This window comes from Paenibacillus sp. 01T443 (assembly GCF_056398325.1).
In genome coordinates this window covers 120,749-139,532 of record NZ_JBFTPE010000012.1, presented here as the reverse complement: position 1 = coordinate 139,532, position 18,784 = coordinate 120,749, and the positions used below count along the sequence as shown (strand labels likewise).

Below are 18,784 nucleotides of genomic sequence, written 5' to 3'. Positions count from 1 at the left end.
CAGAGAATATTGCATCGACTCGTTCGCCGTATATCGATAAGCGCTGCTTTTATCGCCCTTCTCTTTATTTTCTGCTTCAATCTGTTTTTCTCTAGTCCCTTTGTACGTTCATGGGACGAGGTGGATTTTGTGCTTGCGGTGGACCGGTACGACCTGCTCGCCATGCAGCCCCATTTTCCGGGATACCCGTATTTTATTGCGGGAGCAAAGCTGGTTCATGAGTGGGTGACTGACCCGGTCCAATCCTTGATTATATGGAATGCGATGCTTGCCTTAAGCGCAGCGTTTCCGATTACGTTGTTAGCCAAGCGATACATCGGGCTGGTTCCCGCAATATGGGCAGCGGTGGGCGTTCAATCTTTGCCTTATTTATGGCTTATGGGCTCACGGCCCATGTCCGAATGCGCGGGCATCGCCGTGCTCTGGTGGTATCTATGGAGTGTGCGATGGGCTGCAGACCGTCCTAAATCCAACGCTCGCCTGGGGACTGCGTTACTAATGTTTAGCGTTCTAATGGGGATTCGATTATCCTACTTCCCTTTTGGCATTGCCTTGGCACTGCTGCTTGTTTGCCAATTTACGAGTCTTACGGACAGCCGCAATAGGCTTCGAAGATTGGTTATGGCAATTGCAGCCGCCGGAGGCGCGCAGCTCATTTGGATTGGCGGCCTAATCCAGTCCGAAGGTACGCTGCAAGGTTTCTGGAAGTTGTCCCTAGCATTTGTCTCTGGACATTTCTCCGAATGGGGCGGCGGGGTCGCAGACTCGAAGGTACCCCTCGGCACGCGCTTTGTAACACTAATTGCCGATCACCTGATTCGCGACGTATGGTTTAGCCGTTCGTCAGCACTGGCTGTGTTTTATTTACTGCTTTTAGCTTTGATGGGCTTTGGGATGTGGAAGCTAGGGGGCAGCATACGGGATGCTTCTGCGGATAGGAAATTCGGCAAATGGCTGTGGATTTGCCTGGCAGCATATGGAGTATGGGTTTTATTGGGCCAAAATATTGAAAAGCCTCGCCATATTGCGCCCGTTGCTGGTCCAATGCTTCTGGTCCTTTATGCTGCAGCATTAAAAACAGCAGCATTATTAAACAGAGCTTCGGGAGATATCCGCCGGCGGAAGTGGGATATGGCAGCAGCAGCAATCTATCTTGCCTTAGCTGCCGTTATCGCCGTTCAAATCGCAGTAGGAGCTCAATTGCTAAAGCTTCAAGCCGAGCAAACACCTGCTGTTTATCAATTGAACGACTATATGGAAGCTTTGGACCAACCGTTTGTTCTGTACACATGGGAAGAAACCCGGGTACTCCGCTATTTGGAGGCCGGATATGAGCATCGAAAAATTTTGACATTCGATTACTTTCATTCCTTATCGCAGACGGGGGCTGGGCAGCGGGTATTTTTGACGGATCATGTGCTAAATGGTTTTTTGCAGCAAAATGCTAATGCGGGATCACAGGTAATCCCCGTTGCAAAATTTGTGTCAGATGATTTATTTGACCCGGTCTATTCCCGGATTACCCTTTACGAATGGATCGGACCAAATGAGCGCCAAATGGAAATAGAGTAAAACAGAAGGAGTGTGTTCAAGTGTCAAGATGGTTTCGAAACGGGCTGGCGGTGGTTGCCTTACTATTATGGCTGCCTCCAGCTCAGGTATCGGCGTACTCCTATGGGGATGCGAATACGGAGGATGTAGCCGAGACTTTTAAGATCATTGTCGGTGCAGCCAGCGGGAATAAGCCGGATTGGAAAGTGATCGAAGAGACTCACAAAGTAAGGCGTTCTGAGATCAAATCGCATTTTGGCGAATCCGTTGCGGTCACGCTGGACAAGAACATTGAAGCGAAGGATAGCAAGCTTCTGACGGCTAATTACAAGGCCGTTCTCGTTATGAATCTGGACCGCCGCTTCACGTATGCGTTGAAGGATGTAAGTGACTATGCCGGAGCCAAGCTGCTTCTGGCCAAAGCAAAAGCAACCTTCGATACGTTAGCGCCCTATATGTCATCTGGTACGGATGACATCAACGGTGCTTTCGAAGAAGCCTTGGAAGCGCTCGGAAATCCCGGCTTGTTCGGCGTAGGGGAGAAGGAGGTCGATCCGGAAACCTTTAAACAAAAGGTAAACTTTATTTACGGGAAGGTTAAACCGCAGTTTCCTTACAAGGCTTATGTCAAGCCGCCGGTTGCTAAGCCAAACGAGGAGAAGCCCGTCAAGGAACCGGCAGCTACGCAGAAGCCTTCTCCAACCAAGGCGCCTACTGCTGCCGTTAAGCCTTCGCCGAGCGTGAAGCCGAGTCCCGCCCAAGAGGAAGAGGCAGCCGCTTCACCAACGCCTAGCACGGCTCCAAGTCCAGATCCGGAGGAATTGGCATCGGCTAGCCCTGAGGCAGAGCCAACGTCTGAGGTGCCAGTAACAGAGGAGACAGGGGGTGAGACTGCAACATCCGCCGAAGCCGGCAGTGAGGACACATCGGAGCAAGTGTTAGACGAGCCGATATCCTCTGATGGGGCTGTTGCTGCATCTGAACAAGCAGCGCAGGAAGAAGGGCATGCTCCGATGGAGCGAACTGATAAAACAAATTCCTTGGTAACGGTATTCGTTATCGCAGGGGTAATTATCGTTGGCGCTGGTGTCATATGGTTTATTCGCAAAAAAGGCTTAATGTAAAAAAAACTAATTTTAGGAGAGATGAAATTGCGTAAATTATTATCCTTAGTACTCAGTTTGACTTTGGTTTTTTCTTCCGTCTTGATGCTGGCTTCCGTTGTCAGCGCAGAATCTAAATTCAAAATCACGGAGGATGCGGATATCGCCGCAAAAATAAAAGCCTTTACGGATATCAAAGCCTTATTCACGGACAAGACGGATCTGGGCGCGGTTAAACAATTTTACGTGAATCAGTTCCAAACGGATGTTAAACGCATTGACGCAGCAATCAAGCCCGATGATCCAAAGATCGATGAGAACATTTCTTTCGTGTTAGACAATGCCATTAAAGGCACGCTTAACGTGGGCCAAGCGAAGCAAGCCGTAGATAAAGGGCTTCAATGGTACTTCTACTTCAGCCTGCGTGATTTGATCAGCAAGAAGGTTAGACCGGCACTGGAGAAAGAAGATTTCAATGCCGCTACGACTGAATTCTACAAAGTCGTGCAAATTTATGAGGGAGTTATCCAGAGCACGGTAACCAAACGCGATGGCACGTATGGACTTGACATGACCGGTATTTTGAAAGGTACGATCGAGCAGCTGCTAGCGGATCTTGCAGAAAAAGACGCCAATGATTTCAACGTGCACCGTCAAGTTTTGGATAAAACCATTATCAAAACCTACGCGCTTGCAACCTTTACTTATGCGACGAATATCCCGGCGAAGCCTGCTGCCGATCAGCCGGCTGCCGTTACGGAAGGTTACTTCCTTTTCCTCCCTGTATACACCTATTTAAGAGGTGGTAGCGTGGAGGATGCTAATTACGTTCTGAATGTATTCGCATCTGGAGACGCTAGTAAGGTAGATAAAGATAAGATTCAGGCCGCGCTTCAAAGAACGATGATTGGAAAAGTATCGGAATACGTAACGAATGCTTATACGAAATTAGCTGACGGTGATCTGCAAGGTGCACGCGGTTATGCAATGGAAGGGAATATGTTCTTGTCAACGCAGGAAGTATTCTTTACGAAGGAAGAATATGCGGCAGCTGCGGCGTATGCGCAGCAGTTCGCTGAAGCAATCGATATGTCGGATCTAGCGAAAGCAAAAGCCGCTTCCTTTAAAATGCTGAAGTATCTTGCAGCCAAAGACGGCACTCAAATTTCAGTCAATGTAAAAACGTATAAAGTTGACGGGCAGTCCCGTACGGCGGCCAGCGCTCCATTTATCAATAAGAAGACTTCCCGCACACTGGTTCCCGTTCGCTTAATTGCAGATGCGATCCATGCAGAAGTTAGCTACGACAATAGCACGAAGACGGTTAGCATTGTGAAAGACGGCAAGAAAACTGAACTAAAGCTTGGTTCCGATCAAATCATTCAAGACGGTAAACTTAACGAAACGCTTAAACTCGACCAGCCGGTCGTCGTGGACAAAGGCAACTCATTTATTCCACTGCGTGCGGTCGCTGAATTGTTCGGAAAAGGTGTTTTTTATGATATGGGTGAAATCATTATTCTCAGATAATTCATAATCTCTTTACGGGAGACGCCTGCGCTTAAAACGCAGGTGTCTTCCGCTATTATATTTATCTTATGGAGTGGGGGCTTAAGGATGAATTTGCAGTCCTTTTTAATTACGTTTCGGGAAGCGCTCGAAGCGATTTTGATTGTTGGGGTTATCATGACCTATTTAAAGAGGATCGGCCAGACACAGTGGAACAAATGGGTATGGGTTGGCGTTATCCTCGCGTTGGCAGCGAGTTATGGCACCGCATTGGTGTTCCAAACGGTGCTAACCGGATTCGCAACGATGGGCAGTCAAAATTACTTGAAGATTGGTATTATGCTCGTCTCATGCGTACTCCTGTCTCATATGGTTTTATTCATGAGCCAGCAGAGCCGCAATTTACAGGGGCAGGTTGAGAATAAAATATCCGCGATCCTTACCGTCGGCGGGGTAATGAATATGATCATCCATTCGTTCCTGGTCGTTGTAAGGGAAGGCGTGGAGACCGTATTTTTCTTCGCTGCGATAACCGGCGGAGATATTCAACAGGCGCTTCAAAGCTGGGGAGCATTGTTTGGCCTGATATTGGCCTTCGTTGTCGGTTATTTGTTTTTTAAAGGTACAAAAAGAATTCAGCTTAAAACTTTTTTTCGGATCACCAGCATATTCCTCATGATGATTGCGGGAGGGCTTCTTGTACAGGCTGTCGGGATCATGCAGGATATTGGAATAATGGGCACGGTTTTCAAAACGCCTGGCGGCGAGGTTGGCGAGATCTATAACCTTACGGCTATCATGCCGGAGCATCCTCTGGACGAAACGCAGCATATTCGCGATACCGGCGAACGCCCTTTGATAAACGGACAAGTCGGAATTTTCTTTAAAGCATTCCTCGGCTATACACAGAACCCGTCCGTTGAAGAATTTGTCCTCTACTGGGCATTTTATCTGATTATTTTCATTCTGCTAGGTTTACAGAAAAAGCGATACATAAATATGCAGTCTACAGAGTCGATAAAGGGAGTGTGAAAATGTTGAAAATCGGAATTATAGGTTTTGGCCATGTCGGTAAAGCGATGTTTAAGCAGTTTCCGAATGCGGACGTTTATGACGGTCCCTTAGGCATTGGAAGCAGGGAGGAACTTACCGGATGCGATGCCGCTTTCATATGCGTGCCTACGCCGGAAGCGCCGGACGGCAGCTGCGACACAGCGCAAGTGAAGGAAGTTCTTTCGTGGCTTGATGCCTCGGTTATTATTATTCGCTCTACCATCCCTGTTGGTTTCACCGACGGTCAGATTAGGGATACGGGCAAGCGGATTGTCTTCCAGCCCGAATATTACGGAGAAACGGCTGCGCATCCGTTTGCTGACCTCAATGCGAGAAGCTGGTTGACGCTGGGAGGTTCAGCAGGGGATGTCAATTTGGCTGTAAAAGCCTATCAAAGCGTATGTAATGCGGAGGTTAAATTCGTGCTGACGGAAGCCTGTACCGCAGAGCTTGCTAAATATATGGAAAACTGTTATTTGGCATTGAAGGTCGCTTTTTGTAACGAGTTTTACGATATTGCTGAAGCCTTTGATGTCGATTACTCCAGACTGAGGGAAGTGTGGCTGGAAGATCCGAGAATAGGCAGAAGCCATACCTTCGTATATGAGGACAATCGCGGTTTCTCGGGGAAGTGTCTCCCTAAGGATTTGAACGCGATTCTGCATCAGGCGGATGAGAAAGGCATAAATGTAGGGTTAATGCACGCTCTGCGGTCGAGAAACGAACAGTTTATGAAAAACAATGATTGATTGGCATACGTTTTTCGAATAGAATAGACTCATATCTAATAATGATAATCATTTTCATTTAATGGAAATAAGCCCTATAATCATGTCGCGGCCAGCATTAGGACATGGCTTTAGCCTTGCGGGAGGAAAAGGCGTAATGAAAAAAGTATTGTTGATTGAAGACGAGAAAAATATGTCGCGATTTATCGAGCTTGAGCTTCAGTACGAGTCCTTCTCAGTGACCGTTGCTTCTGAAGGCAACACAGGACTGAACTTTGCGCTGTCTGAAGATTGGGATATTATTCTCCTCGATATTATGCTGCCTGGGATCGATGGACTCGAGATATGCCGGCGGGTTCGCTCTTTTAAACACACCCCGATTATTATGTTAAGTGCGAGAGACAGCATATCTGAGCGTGTTTTCGGATTGGATTGCGGAGCCGATGATTATTTGCCAAAACCTTTTGCCATTGAAGAGCTGCTGGCACGGATGAGGGTAGTCTTCAGAAGGCAGCAGGAAGCGTACAAGGAACAGGATAAGGCTCGGCTGCCCATCCTGACTTATCTCGATTTGACTGTAGACCCCAATAGGAGAATGGTTACCCGAGCGGGTTCGCCAATAGATCTGACCAAACGGGAGTATGATTTGCTCACGGTGTTTTTAAGCAATACGAACCGGGTGCTTGACCGCGAGACATTGCTTGATAAAGTATGGGGGTTTGAGGTAGCGGTTGATACGAATGTTGTGGACGTGTACGTCAGGTATCTGCGCCGCAAGATTGATTATCCCGGTGAAACCAGCTACATACAAACCTTGAGAGGCATTGGTTACGTGATGAGAAAATGAGCTTGAAAAAATGGACGGGCTTCTACTTTCGAATGCCGATTAAGTTCAAGCTGACTTTATGGTCAACCGTGTTAATCATGGTGCTGTTCGCCGGATATAACACGCTGCAGTACGTGATTATGGAGAAATGGATCATTCACCGCGAGAAAAAGAACGTACAGCACAGCATGAATGAAATTTTGAACTATTTTCTAGAGCAGGAAGCGGAGTTTAAGCAAGAGAATTTAACGAAAATAAGACAGTATTTGGACAAAATTAACCGAGACGATCAACGGATCCGTATCATTGGAACCGATAATATTCCTCTTTTAACGATAAAAGATAATGTGCCGGACGATCTGTTGGAGCACCAATCGATTCCACCGCAAGAAATCGGTATTTACAGGCAGGGCGGCCATTCCCAGTTAATCATGCAAAGTCCGATCACCATTTTCGAGTTTTCCGGATCAGTCGAAATTGTCAAAAGCCTGGCCCAATTCGAGGATATGAGAAAGACGATATCACAGGTTATGTTTTATTTTACTTTGGGTGCAGTCGTTTTAAGTATTTTGGTCGGTTGGCTGCTTACGCGAAATGTGCTCAAGCCGCTGCAGGCAATGGCTCAGACGATTAGAGACATCAGTAACAAAGGGATGCAGGAAAGAATGCGGCCAGCATTAAATGGCGATGAAATCTCAACTTTAATGATCATGTTTAACGACATGATGGATCAGGTGGAAGAATCGTTCCATCAGCAAAGCAGGTTTGTCGAAGATGCTTCCCATGAGCTTAGAACGCCGGTAGCCATCATCGAAGGCCATCTGTCTCTGCTTCGAAGATGGGGGAAGGAAGACCCCGTTATTCTAAGCGATTCGCTTGATGCTTCTCTTCATGAGTTTGCACGGTTAAAGGGGCTTGTCTTGGAATTGCTTGCCTTATCTCGGGCCGAGCAAAACATGCATGTCCTCGAATCATTGTTGAAGAACCCTTCGAAAGCAATCGAAAGAATAATAGATCGATTTGCTTTGATTCATCCTGATTTCTCTCTGGAAACCGATTTAGAACGGATTAATGGTACGAGTTTGAACATTTCCAACGAACATCTGGAGCAAATTCTACTCATTATTTTGGATAATGCCATTAAATACTCACTACAGCAAAAAGTGCTATCCGTCAAAGCCTACGTGAGTGAGAAACAGGTCCATATTGAAATCATCGATTATGGCATGGGAATTCCTGCGGAAGATTTACCGTACGTTACGGACAGGTTCTATCGGGTAGATAAAGCAAGGAGCCGTGATCAGGGCGGCAATGGGTTAGGTCTTGCAATTGCCAAGAGATTGATTGATCGTTATCAGGGCACGCTTGCCATCCGTTCCGAGGAGCTTTCCGGCACAACGGTAACCATCGGCTTGCCATTTTTATTTCATGAATAGAAACCGGGTACGGTAAATGATGGAGGAGGAAGAAGTTTGAAAAAGTTGTCGATCATTTTATTTCTTTCTATAGTCTGTACGGCATGCGGGCTTGGAGGAAGTAGCGGTGAACCTCAAAATCATTCCGAGCCAACGGTTACAGCAATACAAGATACTGGCGATACAGAAATGAAAAACGGTGATGTGACGGTATATACAGCTAGGCATTATGAAGCCGATTCCATCCTATTCGAAGCCTTTACGAAGCGCACGGGGATAAAGGTCAATGAGATCAAAGGCACGGCGGAGGAATTGGTCGCGCGGCTAAAGCAGGAGGGAGAGGATTCTAAGGCGGATCTGTTCTTTACCGTGGACGGAGGCGTATTAAACTATGCCAAGCGAGAGAAAGTACTGCAGCCTCTAAGTTCTGAGGTCGTTGACCGCCAGGTTCCGGCCAAATGGCGTGATCCGGATGATTATTGGATTGGCATTGCTACGCGTGCACGGGTAATCGTATATGCGAAGGATAGGGTTAAGCCGGAGGAGTTATCGACTTATGAAAGCTTGACCGACGATAAGTGGAAAGGCAGAGTGCTGGTTAGATCTTATTCCAATCTATATAATCAGTCATTGCTTGCTTCGTTTATTTCTATTAACGGAGAAGAGCAAGCGGAACAGTGGGCCAGAGGGATCGTGAACAATTTCGCGCGTGTTCCAGAAGGCGGGGATCGTGATCAAGCCAAGGCCATTGCCGATGGCATCGGTGATGTGGCGATCATGAATACGTATTATGTGGGGCAGCTTGCCGCTTCTAAAGATTCGGAAGAAGCCCGGGTAGCGGAAGGCTTGGGTGTGTTCTACCCCAATCAGGAGACGACGGGGACGCATCTTAACATAAGCGGAATCGGGCTGGTTCGTTATTCGAAAAACAGAGAAAATGCATTAAAGCTGGTTGAGTATATGACGAGTAAGGAAGGCCAAACGCAATTGGTGCAGGGGAGTTACGAATTCCCGGTTAATGAAGAGGCCGAAGCAGCAGAGCCTATCAAATCCTGGGGGGCTTTTAAGTCACAGCAGCTCGATTTCGCAGATCTAGAAGCCTACCGGCAAAAGGCGATTGAAATCTTTAAAAAAGTGAATTGGGCTTAATGATTTACTTAGGCAATGAAGCCTGTTACTTTAATGAAAGAAAGAGCATGTTCCGAATGGAGGCAGGCTCTTTTTTGCGTATCATGATTACTAGTTTCATATTAAAATATGTCTTGGGAGGTGTGTTTGCTTGGTTGATATCGAAAAGAACATTAAACATAACGAATATGCCTCACTCGAAGGCATGTTATTCAAGCTTCGGGAAATTGAACATATCAAGAGCCATTCGAGTGAATGGAAATTAAGGCTTCAGTTTGTCCAGACACATATGATTTTTGTAGCGTCGAGCGGTCGAGGATGGCTTACTATTGACGGGCAATTCACCGAGATGCGACAAGGCGGCGTTTATGTTTGTACGCCTGGTCAGCTCATCGAAGCAGCCGCGCACTCATTCGATGAACGCGGGTTTTATCATATGCGATTCGATATTATTGAGGATGACGGATCGTCAATCGATTCGATGCGGATTATTAAGCGGAATAGCAAGTTCCCGGTTAAGGGGGAAGTTACCGTCTCGTCTCTGGTTTCCGTTAACGCTTTGTGCAAATCCATTTGCCAATGTTTGCAGGACGAGGATCGATTAAAACGACTCCGCGGTCAAATCCTCTTTCAAGAAGTGCTGCATACCATCCTGCAAGATGCTCTTCTTGTACAAGGAAACGATTCGGAATCGGCGCTGGAATACGTGAAAGGTTATATCGAACAGCATTATCGGCAAGAGCTGACGATTGATCATTTGGCGAAGGTGGCGGGGATTAGTACCCGTCATTTTATGCGATTGTTTAAAAAAAGATATGGTTGCAGCGCGATCGACTATTTGGCCTTCTTTCGGATTAAAGAGGCGCAGCAGTTGATGAGGACGAGCGGGCAAAATCGTCTCCGAGATATTGCACGGCATGTAGGTTACCATGACGATATTTATTTTAGGCGCAAATTCAAACAGGTATCGGGTATGCCTCCAGCGGCATTTATGAAGATCAGCAGGCAAAAAATAGTCGCTTACCATTTCCCTAATATTGGACAACTGATTACGCTTCAAATAAATCCTTTTGCAGCACCAGCCGATCATCCCTGGACTGATTATTACAAGCGAAAGTATCAAATGGATTCAGTACTCCCGCTAAGTTCAGATCAATCGATAAAGAGAGAAGAAATTCGGCTTGCCGAGCCTGATTTCATTATTGGAATCGACATCCTTGTACCTGCCGAGGAACAAGCCATGCTCAAGGAAATCGCACCCGCGTTTTTTGTACCTTGGTTGGAGAACGATTGGCGTACGCATTTGCGCTTGATTGCACAGTTTCTGGATAAGTCAGCAGCATCGGAAGTCTGGCTTGAAAAGTATGATCGAAAGGCCCTTTTTGTTAGAGAGCAGATTAAACATGCTTTCAAGGATGAAAGTCTCCTCATTCTGAGGATTACAGGTGATCGCTATCACGTATTGGGCAACAGGAGCATAGGTACGGTTTTTTATGACGATCTGCATGTTGTGCCCGCGCGTGGCGTTGATCGGATAAATCCGGATCAGCAGGTGACACCGGATCAGCTGGCGGATTTTGATGCGGATCGGTTTTTGCTCATCGTAGACGAGGACGCACTATCGCAATCAAGTTGGAGAACTCTCATGAACTCTGAGCTATGGCGCGGTCTGAAAGCCGTCAAGAACAGCCGTGTGGATTTTCTCCCGTCGTATCCATGGGTAGAATATACGGCATTCACTCATGATCTTATGCTGGATGAAGCGCTGAAGCTTTGGCGTAATCGTGCATAAAAAAATGTCGTTATCGTCGATATTCTAAAATTGAAAATTCATCTATACTCCTCATATGTGATAATGATAATCAATTTTAATAAGCGATTATCGTTTATAAATTAGATTTTCAGGAGGATCATCGGAGAATGAAGCGTAATGGAAGATTGTTTGCGGGATTAATTATCGTATTGATAGTCATGTTAAGTACTGCCTGTGCGGCTAATAATACCGAGTCGAATAAGAACAGCACTGCTGCTGGGAATTCTGATAAGACGCATGCAGGAGTATCCGATAAAATGCGTGTGATAACGAGCTTGAAAGGAGACATCAGCATTCCAACTGAGCCCCAAAGGGTCATTGGGCTTTCTGTCGTCTACCCGGAGTTTTTATATGCGCTTAGCGTTACGCCTATTGCGGTACAAAACTATCATCAGGATTTCCCATCCTATCTCAAAGAACCATTTAAAGATACGTTGAAGATGGGGATTGCGCAAACGCCTAATTTTGAAGCCATTCTAGCCGCAGAGCCGGATTTAATTATTGCCCCGACTTGGTGGTCCGATAAGGATTACGATCAGCTGTCCAAAATCGCGCCAACCGTGCTATTGCCGCAGCGTGATAATTGGCGCGATGAATTGCGGGATATTGGCGAGGTTCTCGGTAAGAAAGACCAGGCAGAAACGGTTATTCAGGATTTAGAAGCGAAAAAAGAAGAAGCGAAGAAGAAGCTCGACACCCTTGTTGGAGACGAGACAGTCATGTATATGATGATTATGGCCAAAGAAATCGTTATTTACGGTGAAAATATCGACAGGGGCACTTTCATCCATAAGGAGTTAGGCTTGAAACCAATTAAAGAGTTTCCTCAGAACGAGCCAAGCCTTTCTATTTCCTTGGAAAAAATACCGGAATATAATCCTGACCATATCATCCTGCAGCTAGATGATGAGACCAGCGAAGAAGTCCAGAGCAGGTATAAGCAAATGCTGGATAGCTCATTGTGGAAAAACATGACGGCGGTAAAGGAAAACCAGGTCTACATTATGGGAGGCAAGGAATGGTTTAGCCTGGGCATGTCTCCTTTGGCAGATAACCATGCGATTGATGAAGTCGTTCATGCTTTTGAGAATAAACAAAAATAAGGGGAGGGTATGCAGTGGGCACGGTTGACCTTCGACAGCTGGAAGAGAAGTTTTTCCTGACTTTGTATGAGCCGGAAAACATCGTGCTTACGTTGCCTGCATCGGATCTATTAATAGAAGAAAATATGATGCGATTGATCGATACGTACGGCCTGCTCATCAAAACAGAAGAACGATCCGCAACGGCAGCGTTTTTTATGAGTTGGTATGCGGGGATATGCAGTGCGATGCAGCACATGCTGTTTCGCGGCGATGAATTGCTTCTGGATTTATCATTATCTAATGTATCCGTTCAATTATATGCAGATGACCACTATCCCCTTTTTTCATTTAAAATTAATGAACCGCGTTTCAGGGAAATCCCGATAACGGGCGGAGACGCTTGGCGCAAGAAAGCGCTCGATTCATTTTATAGGGAACACATAACGCCCTTGATCGTAACATTATCCCGACTAGTCCAAATGAGTGCCATTCCTTTATGGGGACAAATTGTTAATGCGTTGTATAGTCAAATGGAAGAAGAGTTGGGCGAGGCTTCGGATGAGAAGAGCAGGAAGATGATCGTTTATCCATTTCAAATGTTGAAATGGGGAATCGATGCCAGTGCGTTCGGACTCCGTAAAAATCCGTTTGATATTAAACTTCGATACATTGAACATCCGACTATCCCTGACCAAAAAATACGATTGAAAACAGCTTGCTGCCTTGCCTATCGCTTGAATTCGGAATTCGATTATTGTTATGAATGTCCGCGATTAAATGAAAAGGATCGGGCATTAAAGAGAGCGAATGGTCACTGTTGAGGCGGCACCCAAATGGAGGGTGCCGCTTTCAGCGTTTTATAAGCAAATCGTCATCAATGACAGCCATTAAGCTGGCGGGCGATAGCCTGTACTTCCCTAGGCAGCAGTCGTAAGTATTCATAAACGAACCCACAGCCTAAACACCTTTTTCAAGTGTCAGACTGTGGGCAGCGGTTTAATAGTTAGAGCTTCTATTTATTTTAATTTTATTTCACGGACAGCAGGCTTTCCGTTATGAAATCCAGCTGTGCTTCCAATGAGATCGGATCATTGTACGTATCAGCTTTCGGGTTTAACTGGAAGACGTTTCCTGCTTTAACCGCAGGCAGGCCACTCCATATTGCGTTATCATATACGATTTTCGGATCACTGGAATCACCTGACCATGGACAAGTGAAAATGATGTCTCCAGAGAATTCGGGAAGCTTCTCCAGAGAGATGGAAGTCCAGCCCGTTCCGCTGTCGATGGCTTCTTTTTGCGCTTCTGCCGGAGCTTTCAATCCGAACTCACCGTAAATGATTTCGCCTCCACGGCCGTAATTATGACCAAACACATACAGTCCCTTAGCATATGGGTTCAGAATAGAAACCGTTTTGTCTCCTACAGCAGCTTGAATCTGAGGCTTCAGCTCGTCAATTTTATTCGTCCACTTTTCAACCCATGCTTTTGCCTCATCGTTTTTTTCGGTCAGTTTTCCGAAATCCAGCATCTGGTCTTTATAGTTTTTCTTTCCGTAGTCAATCGCAACGACCGGTGCTATTTCCTCCAGCTTATCAATGCCTTCTGTGCCGGTGTATACGATGATCAAGTCAGGATTCAGCTCAAGGATCTTCTCAGGCGACATTTCGTTTCCTAAGTTTTCGACGCCATCCAGCATTCCTTCAAAGTACGGGTTGTTCATTGCGCCATCCGAAATACCAACCGGCGTGACACCAAGTGCCAAAAAGTATCCCGTGTAAAAAGCAGTTGTATCAACAATCCTCTTAGGATTTTTAGGTACTTGAATATCTCCATTGCCCGCCTGGAACATGATCGTTTCTGCTTCGCCAGATGAGCTTTCGTTATTAGACGAAGATGACGTTGAGGCAGGGGCTGGAGAGGATACATTTTCTGCCGTACTGTTTGCTTGACCCTTGTTATTGGCGGCTTGGCCGCAAGCTCCAAGCAGCAAGGTCAGTGATAAGGTGAATACGAGTAAAGCATAAAAAATCTTAGATCTTTTCAATGTAATTCCACTCCCGTTTAATTGATATTGATAATCGTTATCAATATAGCACAGAGTTTATGACTTGGCAAACCATTTTATGAATAAAATAAATAGTTCTGACTTTCGAATTAATCCCTCCTAAAAAATGAGAAATCAACTTGAGCATGGTTCATGCTTATCTCGATTAGTGGACGATGGAAGATACACTGTTCAAAAGAAGGCAGAAAGTGTATACTCGCGTAAATCGTTTTTTCGGCTTTTTATTAAACATCAAGAGGAGGACGTCCCGATGCATTCGCTAACGACCGAACGCTACCTGAGCTTATACAATCGATTCTCCAGCGGTCTCCCTGCCGGTCAGCCGATAGAAGCTACGCTGAAGGAACTGTCGGATGCGCTCTTCTGCACGGATCGCAACGCAAAGCTCATCCTAAGGAAGCTGGAGGACGAGAATCTGGTCGAATGGCTGCCCGGCCGGGGGAGGGGGAATCGTTCCCGGATTATCTTTCGAATGGACAAGGAATCCTGCCTGCTGGCGCTTGCGCGCAGCCATGCAGAGAACGGCGATTACAAATACGCTTTCGAGCTGCTGGGCACTTATGGGGATGGAACGGGTGCCAAAGATAGATTTCTTGAGTGGCTAAATGGACAGTTTGGTTACCGAAAAGACGTAAGAGGCGAGGGAATACCGGCCTGTGACACGCTCGTCCTGCCTGTTGCGCAGCAGGTCCTGACGTTTGATCCGGCGGAGGTGAATTATGCCTTCGATTCGCATATCCTGCGGCAGCTGTTCGATCGGCTGCTGCAGTATGATGATTGCAGGGGACTGATTACAGCAGGCATTGCTCATCACTGGACATCCAGCGCAGATGCGAAGGAATGGACCTTTTACCTGCGCAAGGGCGTCTACTTCCATGATGGGCGGGAGCTCTCGGCGGCCGATGTAACTTATACCTTTGAACGGCTGCGCGGAGATCGGCAGAATCGATGGCTGATGCGTGGAGTCGCCGAGATTGAAGCGATCGGCAGCCTCGCGGTACGGTTCCGTTTGCAGAAGCCTAACCGGATATTCGACCGCTTCATGTGCTCGGCCGCGGCGTCGATCCTGCCCGCAGGATTGGCAGGACAGGAACATGCCGATTTCTGGAGCCGTCCAATAGGGACGGGTCCCTTCCGCCTCGAGCTGAACACCTCGCAACGAATCCGGCTCGAAGCCCATACGGCTTATCATCAAGGCCGTCCTTATCTTGACCGGGTCGATATCGTTTTCATGCCCGAGGACTACCGCGTGGATTCCATCGAAGTGCCGGAAGTGCTGCATTCGCTGGAAGCGGGTCATACCTCCAATAAAAAGGAGCTCAACGAAGATTGGCAATCTATCGAGCAGCTCTGCCGGGGATGTACCATGTTGAACTGGAACCTAAGACGGCAAGGGCCACAGATGTCCGAGTCATTTCGGAGAGCGGTGAGGATGATCCTGCATCCGGGGGACATGGTTGACGAGCTGGGAGACGGCAGAGCCTTCCCGGCATTTGGATTTCGGCCGGAGGCAAGCCGCTTACACACGTTGGAGCCATTGCAAGCGGAATCTGTCTTAGAAACCTTGAGGGAGTCGGCTTATGACGGCTCGACGCTTCGTCTTGCCGTGCACGAAAAGCATGAAACGGATGCCAGATGGATCGAGTCGCGACTCAGTCAGTGGGGAATTCGAATAGAGGTGGTCTTAGCGGAGACTTGTATTGAGAATGTCGCGGATGCCGACTTTATTTTATACGGAATCGTGCTTGCCGAGGATGAGGTATGCGAAATAGAGGCATATGAGCACGCGGCGTCCATGCTTCAATTGTATTTGGACCCGGGCCGTCTGGACTGGATCCGCGGACATATTGATGCGGCGCTGGAAGCAGAGATAGAGGAGCAGCGGCGTCAGACGCTCCGTGAGATAGAGGAGCAGCTCCGAGAAGAGGCTTCCGTCATTTTCCTCTATCACCGCAAGCTTAATACTTTTTTGCATCCTTCCGTGAGGGGAGTAATTAGTCTCAATTCTTTGGGCTGGATTGATTTCAAGGATGTATGGATGGAGCAGCTGCAGGTCTAGAGGGAAAGGGGGGACTCAAACGAGCTGATTCGACTGGCGTGCTCTGTTATTTCTATTCAAAAAAAAAGGCCGCCGGCTGAATGCCGAACGGCCTTGCGTATGTTACTGAACGGATTGCAGATGCTCGGCCAGACGATCCCAGGTTTCGGTGATGCCTTGCTCCATTCCCATCTCCATGACGGATTTGAGCGCTTCTTCCGAAGCATAGCGAGCACGGTTGACCAGCTTCGTCTTGCCTTCATGCTCTTCAAAAGTCATCGTAACGTGGCAGGAGGGCATGCCATCCGTTTCATTGCCTTCGGCATCGGAGAAATAGTCAACATAAATGATTTTCTCACCTTTTACGATTTCCTCATAAACCGCTTTGCCCCATGATTCGAATCCGTAAAAATCGCCTTGGTTCTTATCCATACATTTCATGCAATAGTGCCAGACGCCGCCTGGTCGAAAATCAACATTGCAGACGGTAACCTCCCAGCCGCGAGGACCCCACCATTGCTTTAAATGCTCAGCCTCTGAGAAAGCTTTGAATACGAGTTCGCGCGGAGCATCAAAAACACGCTCCAGAATAAGTTCTTGTCCCTCTACTTTGGTCATCATTTTGTTCGACATCGATATTCCTCCTTGAATGTAGGTTTGTGTATTTTCACTGTATTGATTTGCTTACCGTGTTTGTAATTTGAATATACTCCATAAGGAATATACCTGTCAAGGAATATTCTAAAACTTTACATTCTTGTTTTCCCATTCTGGTTATGCGGATAATTCGTTAGCAGAAGCCAGATGGAATTGACCCAAAAGAATGGATTATGATAAAATCTGATTAAATGATCAATAAAATGATTAGGTGATCAACTTTGGTGGATGAGGAGTTATTTTATGAGGGAGATCAAGCCGTCAGCACAAGGCAAGCAGTCATTCATAGCGGGAGCAAGACGTGAGCAAATCATAGACGCTGCCATTCAAACGCTTGATGAAATCGGATACGTGAAAGCAAGCTTGTCAGAAATCGCGAAAAGAGCAGGGATCAGCACGGCGTTAATTTCGTACCATTTTTCGGATAAAAGCGATCTGATGAATCAGCTTCTCATGAAATTGATGGAAGACTCTACCTCGTCTATTATGGCTAAGGTCCGGCTCGTAAATTCGCCGAGGGAGAAATTAAGCGTCTTTATTGAAGCCAGTTTGGCTTACCAAGGCACTCATCCCAGCCGTAACGCAGCGCTGCTGGAAATCATTTTTAATGCCAGAACACCTGAAAATATCCCGTATTATAAATGGAATGATGACGAAGACGATGATGCGCTGCTGAATGAGCTTCATTCTATTTTGCGTGAAGGTCAGGCTGTCGGACAATTTAGCGCATTTAATATTAACGTCATGGCGAAAATGATTCAAGGAGCAATAGGGGAATACATGTCGGTCAGCCCGGCTCATACACAACCGGTAGATTTAGAAATCTATAGTCATGAACTCATAAGAATCGTACTAAAAGCGGCCCTGTAAAAAAAATATGGACAAGAAGAGGAGAATAGGATGCAAACATTAGAGAAAATATTTAATTGGATGGTCGTCATTGGCCTCCTGCTGTTAGTTGGACGAATTGTTACGGCAGTACTCAAATTTATGGAGATTCCGTTTACGACGTTTTTTAAGGATTACAATGTCATTTCGTTTATTATTTTAATCATAGGCGCGATTGGTTCGCAAATCCTAAAGGATCGGAACAAATAAGGCCTAATTTTGACGCAGCTGTAGGGTTGAATTGTCGTATTGCTGGTATTCGCTTTCATGAAGGCGAAGAAAACAATCAATATGGCCCGAATCCGGAGCTTTTTGGCTAATAAAGATAGAAACAATTACGAGAGCTCTATTAAGGAGCTCTCGTTTTATTTGCGGCTTGCTACGAAGTACGTCCCTCTTTCAGCAATGCTACGGTTTTGACTATCCGCCGCTGCCGGGTTTCAGCCGTCTTCGCGTCCTCGATTGGGATAACCAAACGTCGCTTGTTGCTGTAAGATAATCCATCAAAATAAGATCTTGCTGCTGCTTCACCATTAAGCGCTTCTGACAAATCATCCGGGACAACAATTTCACGAGGCTCCGTATCGAGCTCAATGTCTACCTCTACTTCATCGCCGGCCGCAACGCCGGCGCCCTTCCGGTTCTCAGCGCTAAGGGGAATCATAAATCGCCCACCCATTGAAGCGACGGTACTCCGGTAGGTGTAAGCGTTGATCGTGATTTTGACAGCCGGTTTCTTGCTTGTGCCGAGGGCTGTGACCACCTCATCTGGAACGGAAAAGCCTGTAGCCGTTTTGCCTCCAAGCTCGATGATGGATTGAAATTTCATATTAAACGCCTCCATGTGTGGTTTGAACGGCTGATTTCACTACTTATAACACAATATGTCAATGAAAGATTACAAGCAGGAAGGAATCCTACA

The 18,784-nt window shown here is 46.6% G+C and carries 17 protein-coding genes; 14 read left to right on the top strand and 3 right to left on the bottom strand.

Features of this window, described 5'->3' with window-relative positions:
- The first annotated feature begins 9 nt into the window (after window positions 1–9).
- From AC1DLI_RS22995 to AC1DLI_RS22945, 11 genes are all read left to right on the top strand, one after another.
- Window positions 10–1,572 carry a hypothetical protein gene (locus AC1DLI_RS22995; protein WP_477606805.1) on the top strand — a complete coding sequence of 521 codons (1,563 nt, stop codon included), beginning with the start codon at window positions 10–12 and terminating at the stop codon, window positions 1,570–1,572.
- A gap of 20 nt (window positions 1,573–1,592) precedes the next feature.
- Window positions 1,593–2,675, top strand: coding sequence for a hypothetical protein (locus AC1DLI_RS22990; protein ID WP_477606803.1), 1,083 nt, complete (start codon window positions 1,593–1,595; stop codon window positions 2,673–2,675).
- A gap of 27 nt (window positions 2,676–2,702) precedes the next feature.
- The gene (locus AC1DLI_RS22985) at window positions 2,703–4,184 is read left to right on the top strand and encodes a stalk domain-containing protein (protein WP_477606801.1); all 1,482 of its coding nucleotides are present in this window, start codon (window positions 2,703–2,705) and stop codon (window positions 4,182–4,184) included.
- An 87-nt stretch (window positions 4,185–4,271) separates the two neighbouring features.
- Window positions 4,272–5,195 (top strand): FTR1 family iron permease, encoded by a 924-nt coding sequence (locus AC1DLI_RS22980; protein ID WP_308995467.1) that lies wholly within the window; start codon window positions 4,272–4,274, stop codon window positions 5,193–5,195.
- Window positions 5,196–5,197: 2 nt separating this feature from the next.
- On the top strand, window positions 5,198–5,965 hold the full coding sequence (locus tag AC1DLI_RS22975; protein WP_477606798.1) for a Rossmann-fold NAD(P)-binding domain-containing protein: 768 nt from the start codon (window positions 5,198–5,200) through the stop codon (window positions 5,963–5,965).
- A 136-nt stretch (window positions 5,966–6,101) separates the two neighbouring features.
- Entirely contained in the window at window positions 6,102–6,791 is a 690-nt protein-coding gene (locus tag AC1DLI_RS22970) for a response regulator transcription factor (RefSeq protein ID WP_477606796.1), read from the top strand.
- Window positions 6,792–6,793: 2 nt separating this feature from the next.
- Window positions 6,794–8,206 (top strand): HAMP domain-containing sensor histidine kinase, encoded by a 1,413-nt coding sequence (locus AC1DLI_RS22965; RefSeq protein ID WP_477606794.1) that lies wholly within the window; start codon window positions 6,794–6,796, stop codon window positions 8,204–8,206.
- 36 nt (window positions 8,207–8,242) lie between these two features.
- Window positions 8,243–9,334 (top strand): Fe(3+) ABC transporter substrate-binding protein, encoded by a 1,092-nt coding sequence (locus tag AC1DLI_RS22960; protein ID WP_477606792.1) that lies wholly within the window; start codon window positions 8,243–8,245, stop codon window positions 9,332–9,334.
- Between the two features lie 130 nt (window positions 9,335–9,464).
- Window positions 9,465–11,105 carry a helix-turn-helix domain-containing protein gene (locus tag AC1DLI_RS22955; RefSeq protein ID WP_477606790.1) on the top strand — a complete coding sequence of 547 codons (1,641 nt, stop codon included), beginning with the start codon at window positions 9,465–9,467 and terminating at the stop codon, window positions 11,103–11,105.
- A 128-nt stretch (window positions 11,106–11,233) separates the two neighbouring features.
- Window positions 11,234–12,229: an ABC transporter substrate-binding protein gene (locus tag AC1DLI_RS22950; protein ID WP_477606788.1), complete on the top strand. Its 996-nt coding sequence runs from the start codon at window positions 11,234–11,236 to the stop codon at window positions 12,227–12,229.
- Window positions 12,230–12,243: 14 nt separating this feature from the next.
- Entirely contained in the window at window positions 12,244–13,032 is a 789-nt protein-coding gene (locus AC1DLI_RS22945) for a hypothetical protein (RefSeq protein WP_477606786.1), read from the top strand.
- 206 nt (window positions 13,033–13,238) lie between these two features.
- Here AC1DLI_RS22945 and AC1DLI_RS22940 read toward each other — a convergent pair whose 3' ends face one another.
- A complete protein-coding gene (locus AC1DLI_RS22940) occupies window positions 13,239–14,258 on the bottom strand; it encodes an ABC transporter substrate-binding protein (RefSeq protein WP_477606784.1) in 1,020 nt (339 codons plus the stop codon).
- 271 nt (window positions 14,259–14,529) lie between these two features.
- Between AC1DLI_RS22940 and AC1DLI_RS22935 the strand changes: the two genes are divergently transcribed.
- Window positions 14,530–16,338, top strand: a complete 1,809-nt coding sequence (locus tag AC1DLI_RS22935) for an ABC transporter substrate-binding protein (protein ID WP_477606782.1) — start codon at window positions 14,530–14,532, stop codon at window positions 16,336–16,338.
- 102 nt (window positions 16,339–16,440) lie between these two features.
- Here the strand turns inward: AC1DLI_RS22935 and AC1DLI_RS22930 are convergent, their stop codons facing one another.
- The gene (locus tag AC1DLI_RS22930; protein ID WP_477606780.1) at window positions 16,441–16,950 is read right to left on the bottom strand and encodes an SRPBCC domain-containing protein; all 510 of its coding nucleotides are present in this window, start codon (window positions 16,948–16,950) and stop codon (window positions 16,441–16,443) included.
- A 267-nt stretch (window positions 16,951–17,217) separates the two neighbouring features.
- Between AC1DLI_RS22930 and AC1DLI_RS22925 the strand changes: the two genes are divergently transcribed.
- Both AC1DLI_RS22925 and AC1DLI_RS22920 read left to right on the top strand, forming a co-directional pair.
- On the top strand, window positions 17,218–17,844 hold the full coding sequence (locus AC1DLI_RS22925) for a TetR/AcrR family transcriptional regulator (protein ID WP_477606777.1): 627 nt from the start codon (window positions 17,218–17,220) through the stop codon (window positions 17,842–17,844).
- 30 nt (window positions 17,845–17,874) lie between these two features.
- A complete protein-coding gene (locus tag AC1DLI_RS22920) occupies window positions 17,875–18,072 on the top strand; it encodes a hypothetical protein (protein ID WP_308995480.1) in 198 nt (65 codons plus the stop codon).
- A gap of 169 nt (window positions 18,073–18,241) precedes the next feature.
- On the opposite strand, the gene AC1DLI_RS22915 is transcribed toward AC1DLI_RS22920, so the two are convergent.
- Entirely contained in the window at window positions 18,242–18,691 is a 450-nt protein-coding gene (locus tag AC1DLI_RS22915) for a YdeI/OmpD-associated family protein (RefSeq protein ID WP_477606774.1), read from the bottom strand.
- Window positions 18,692–18,784 lie beyond the last annotated feature (93 nt).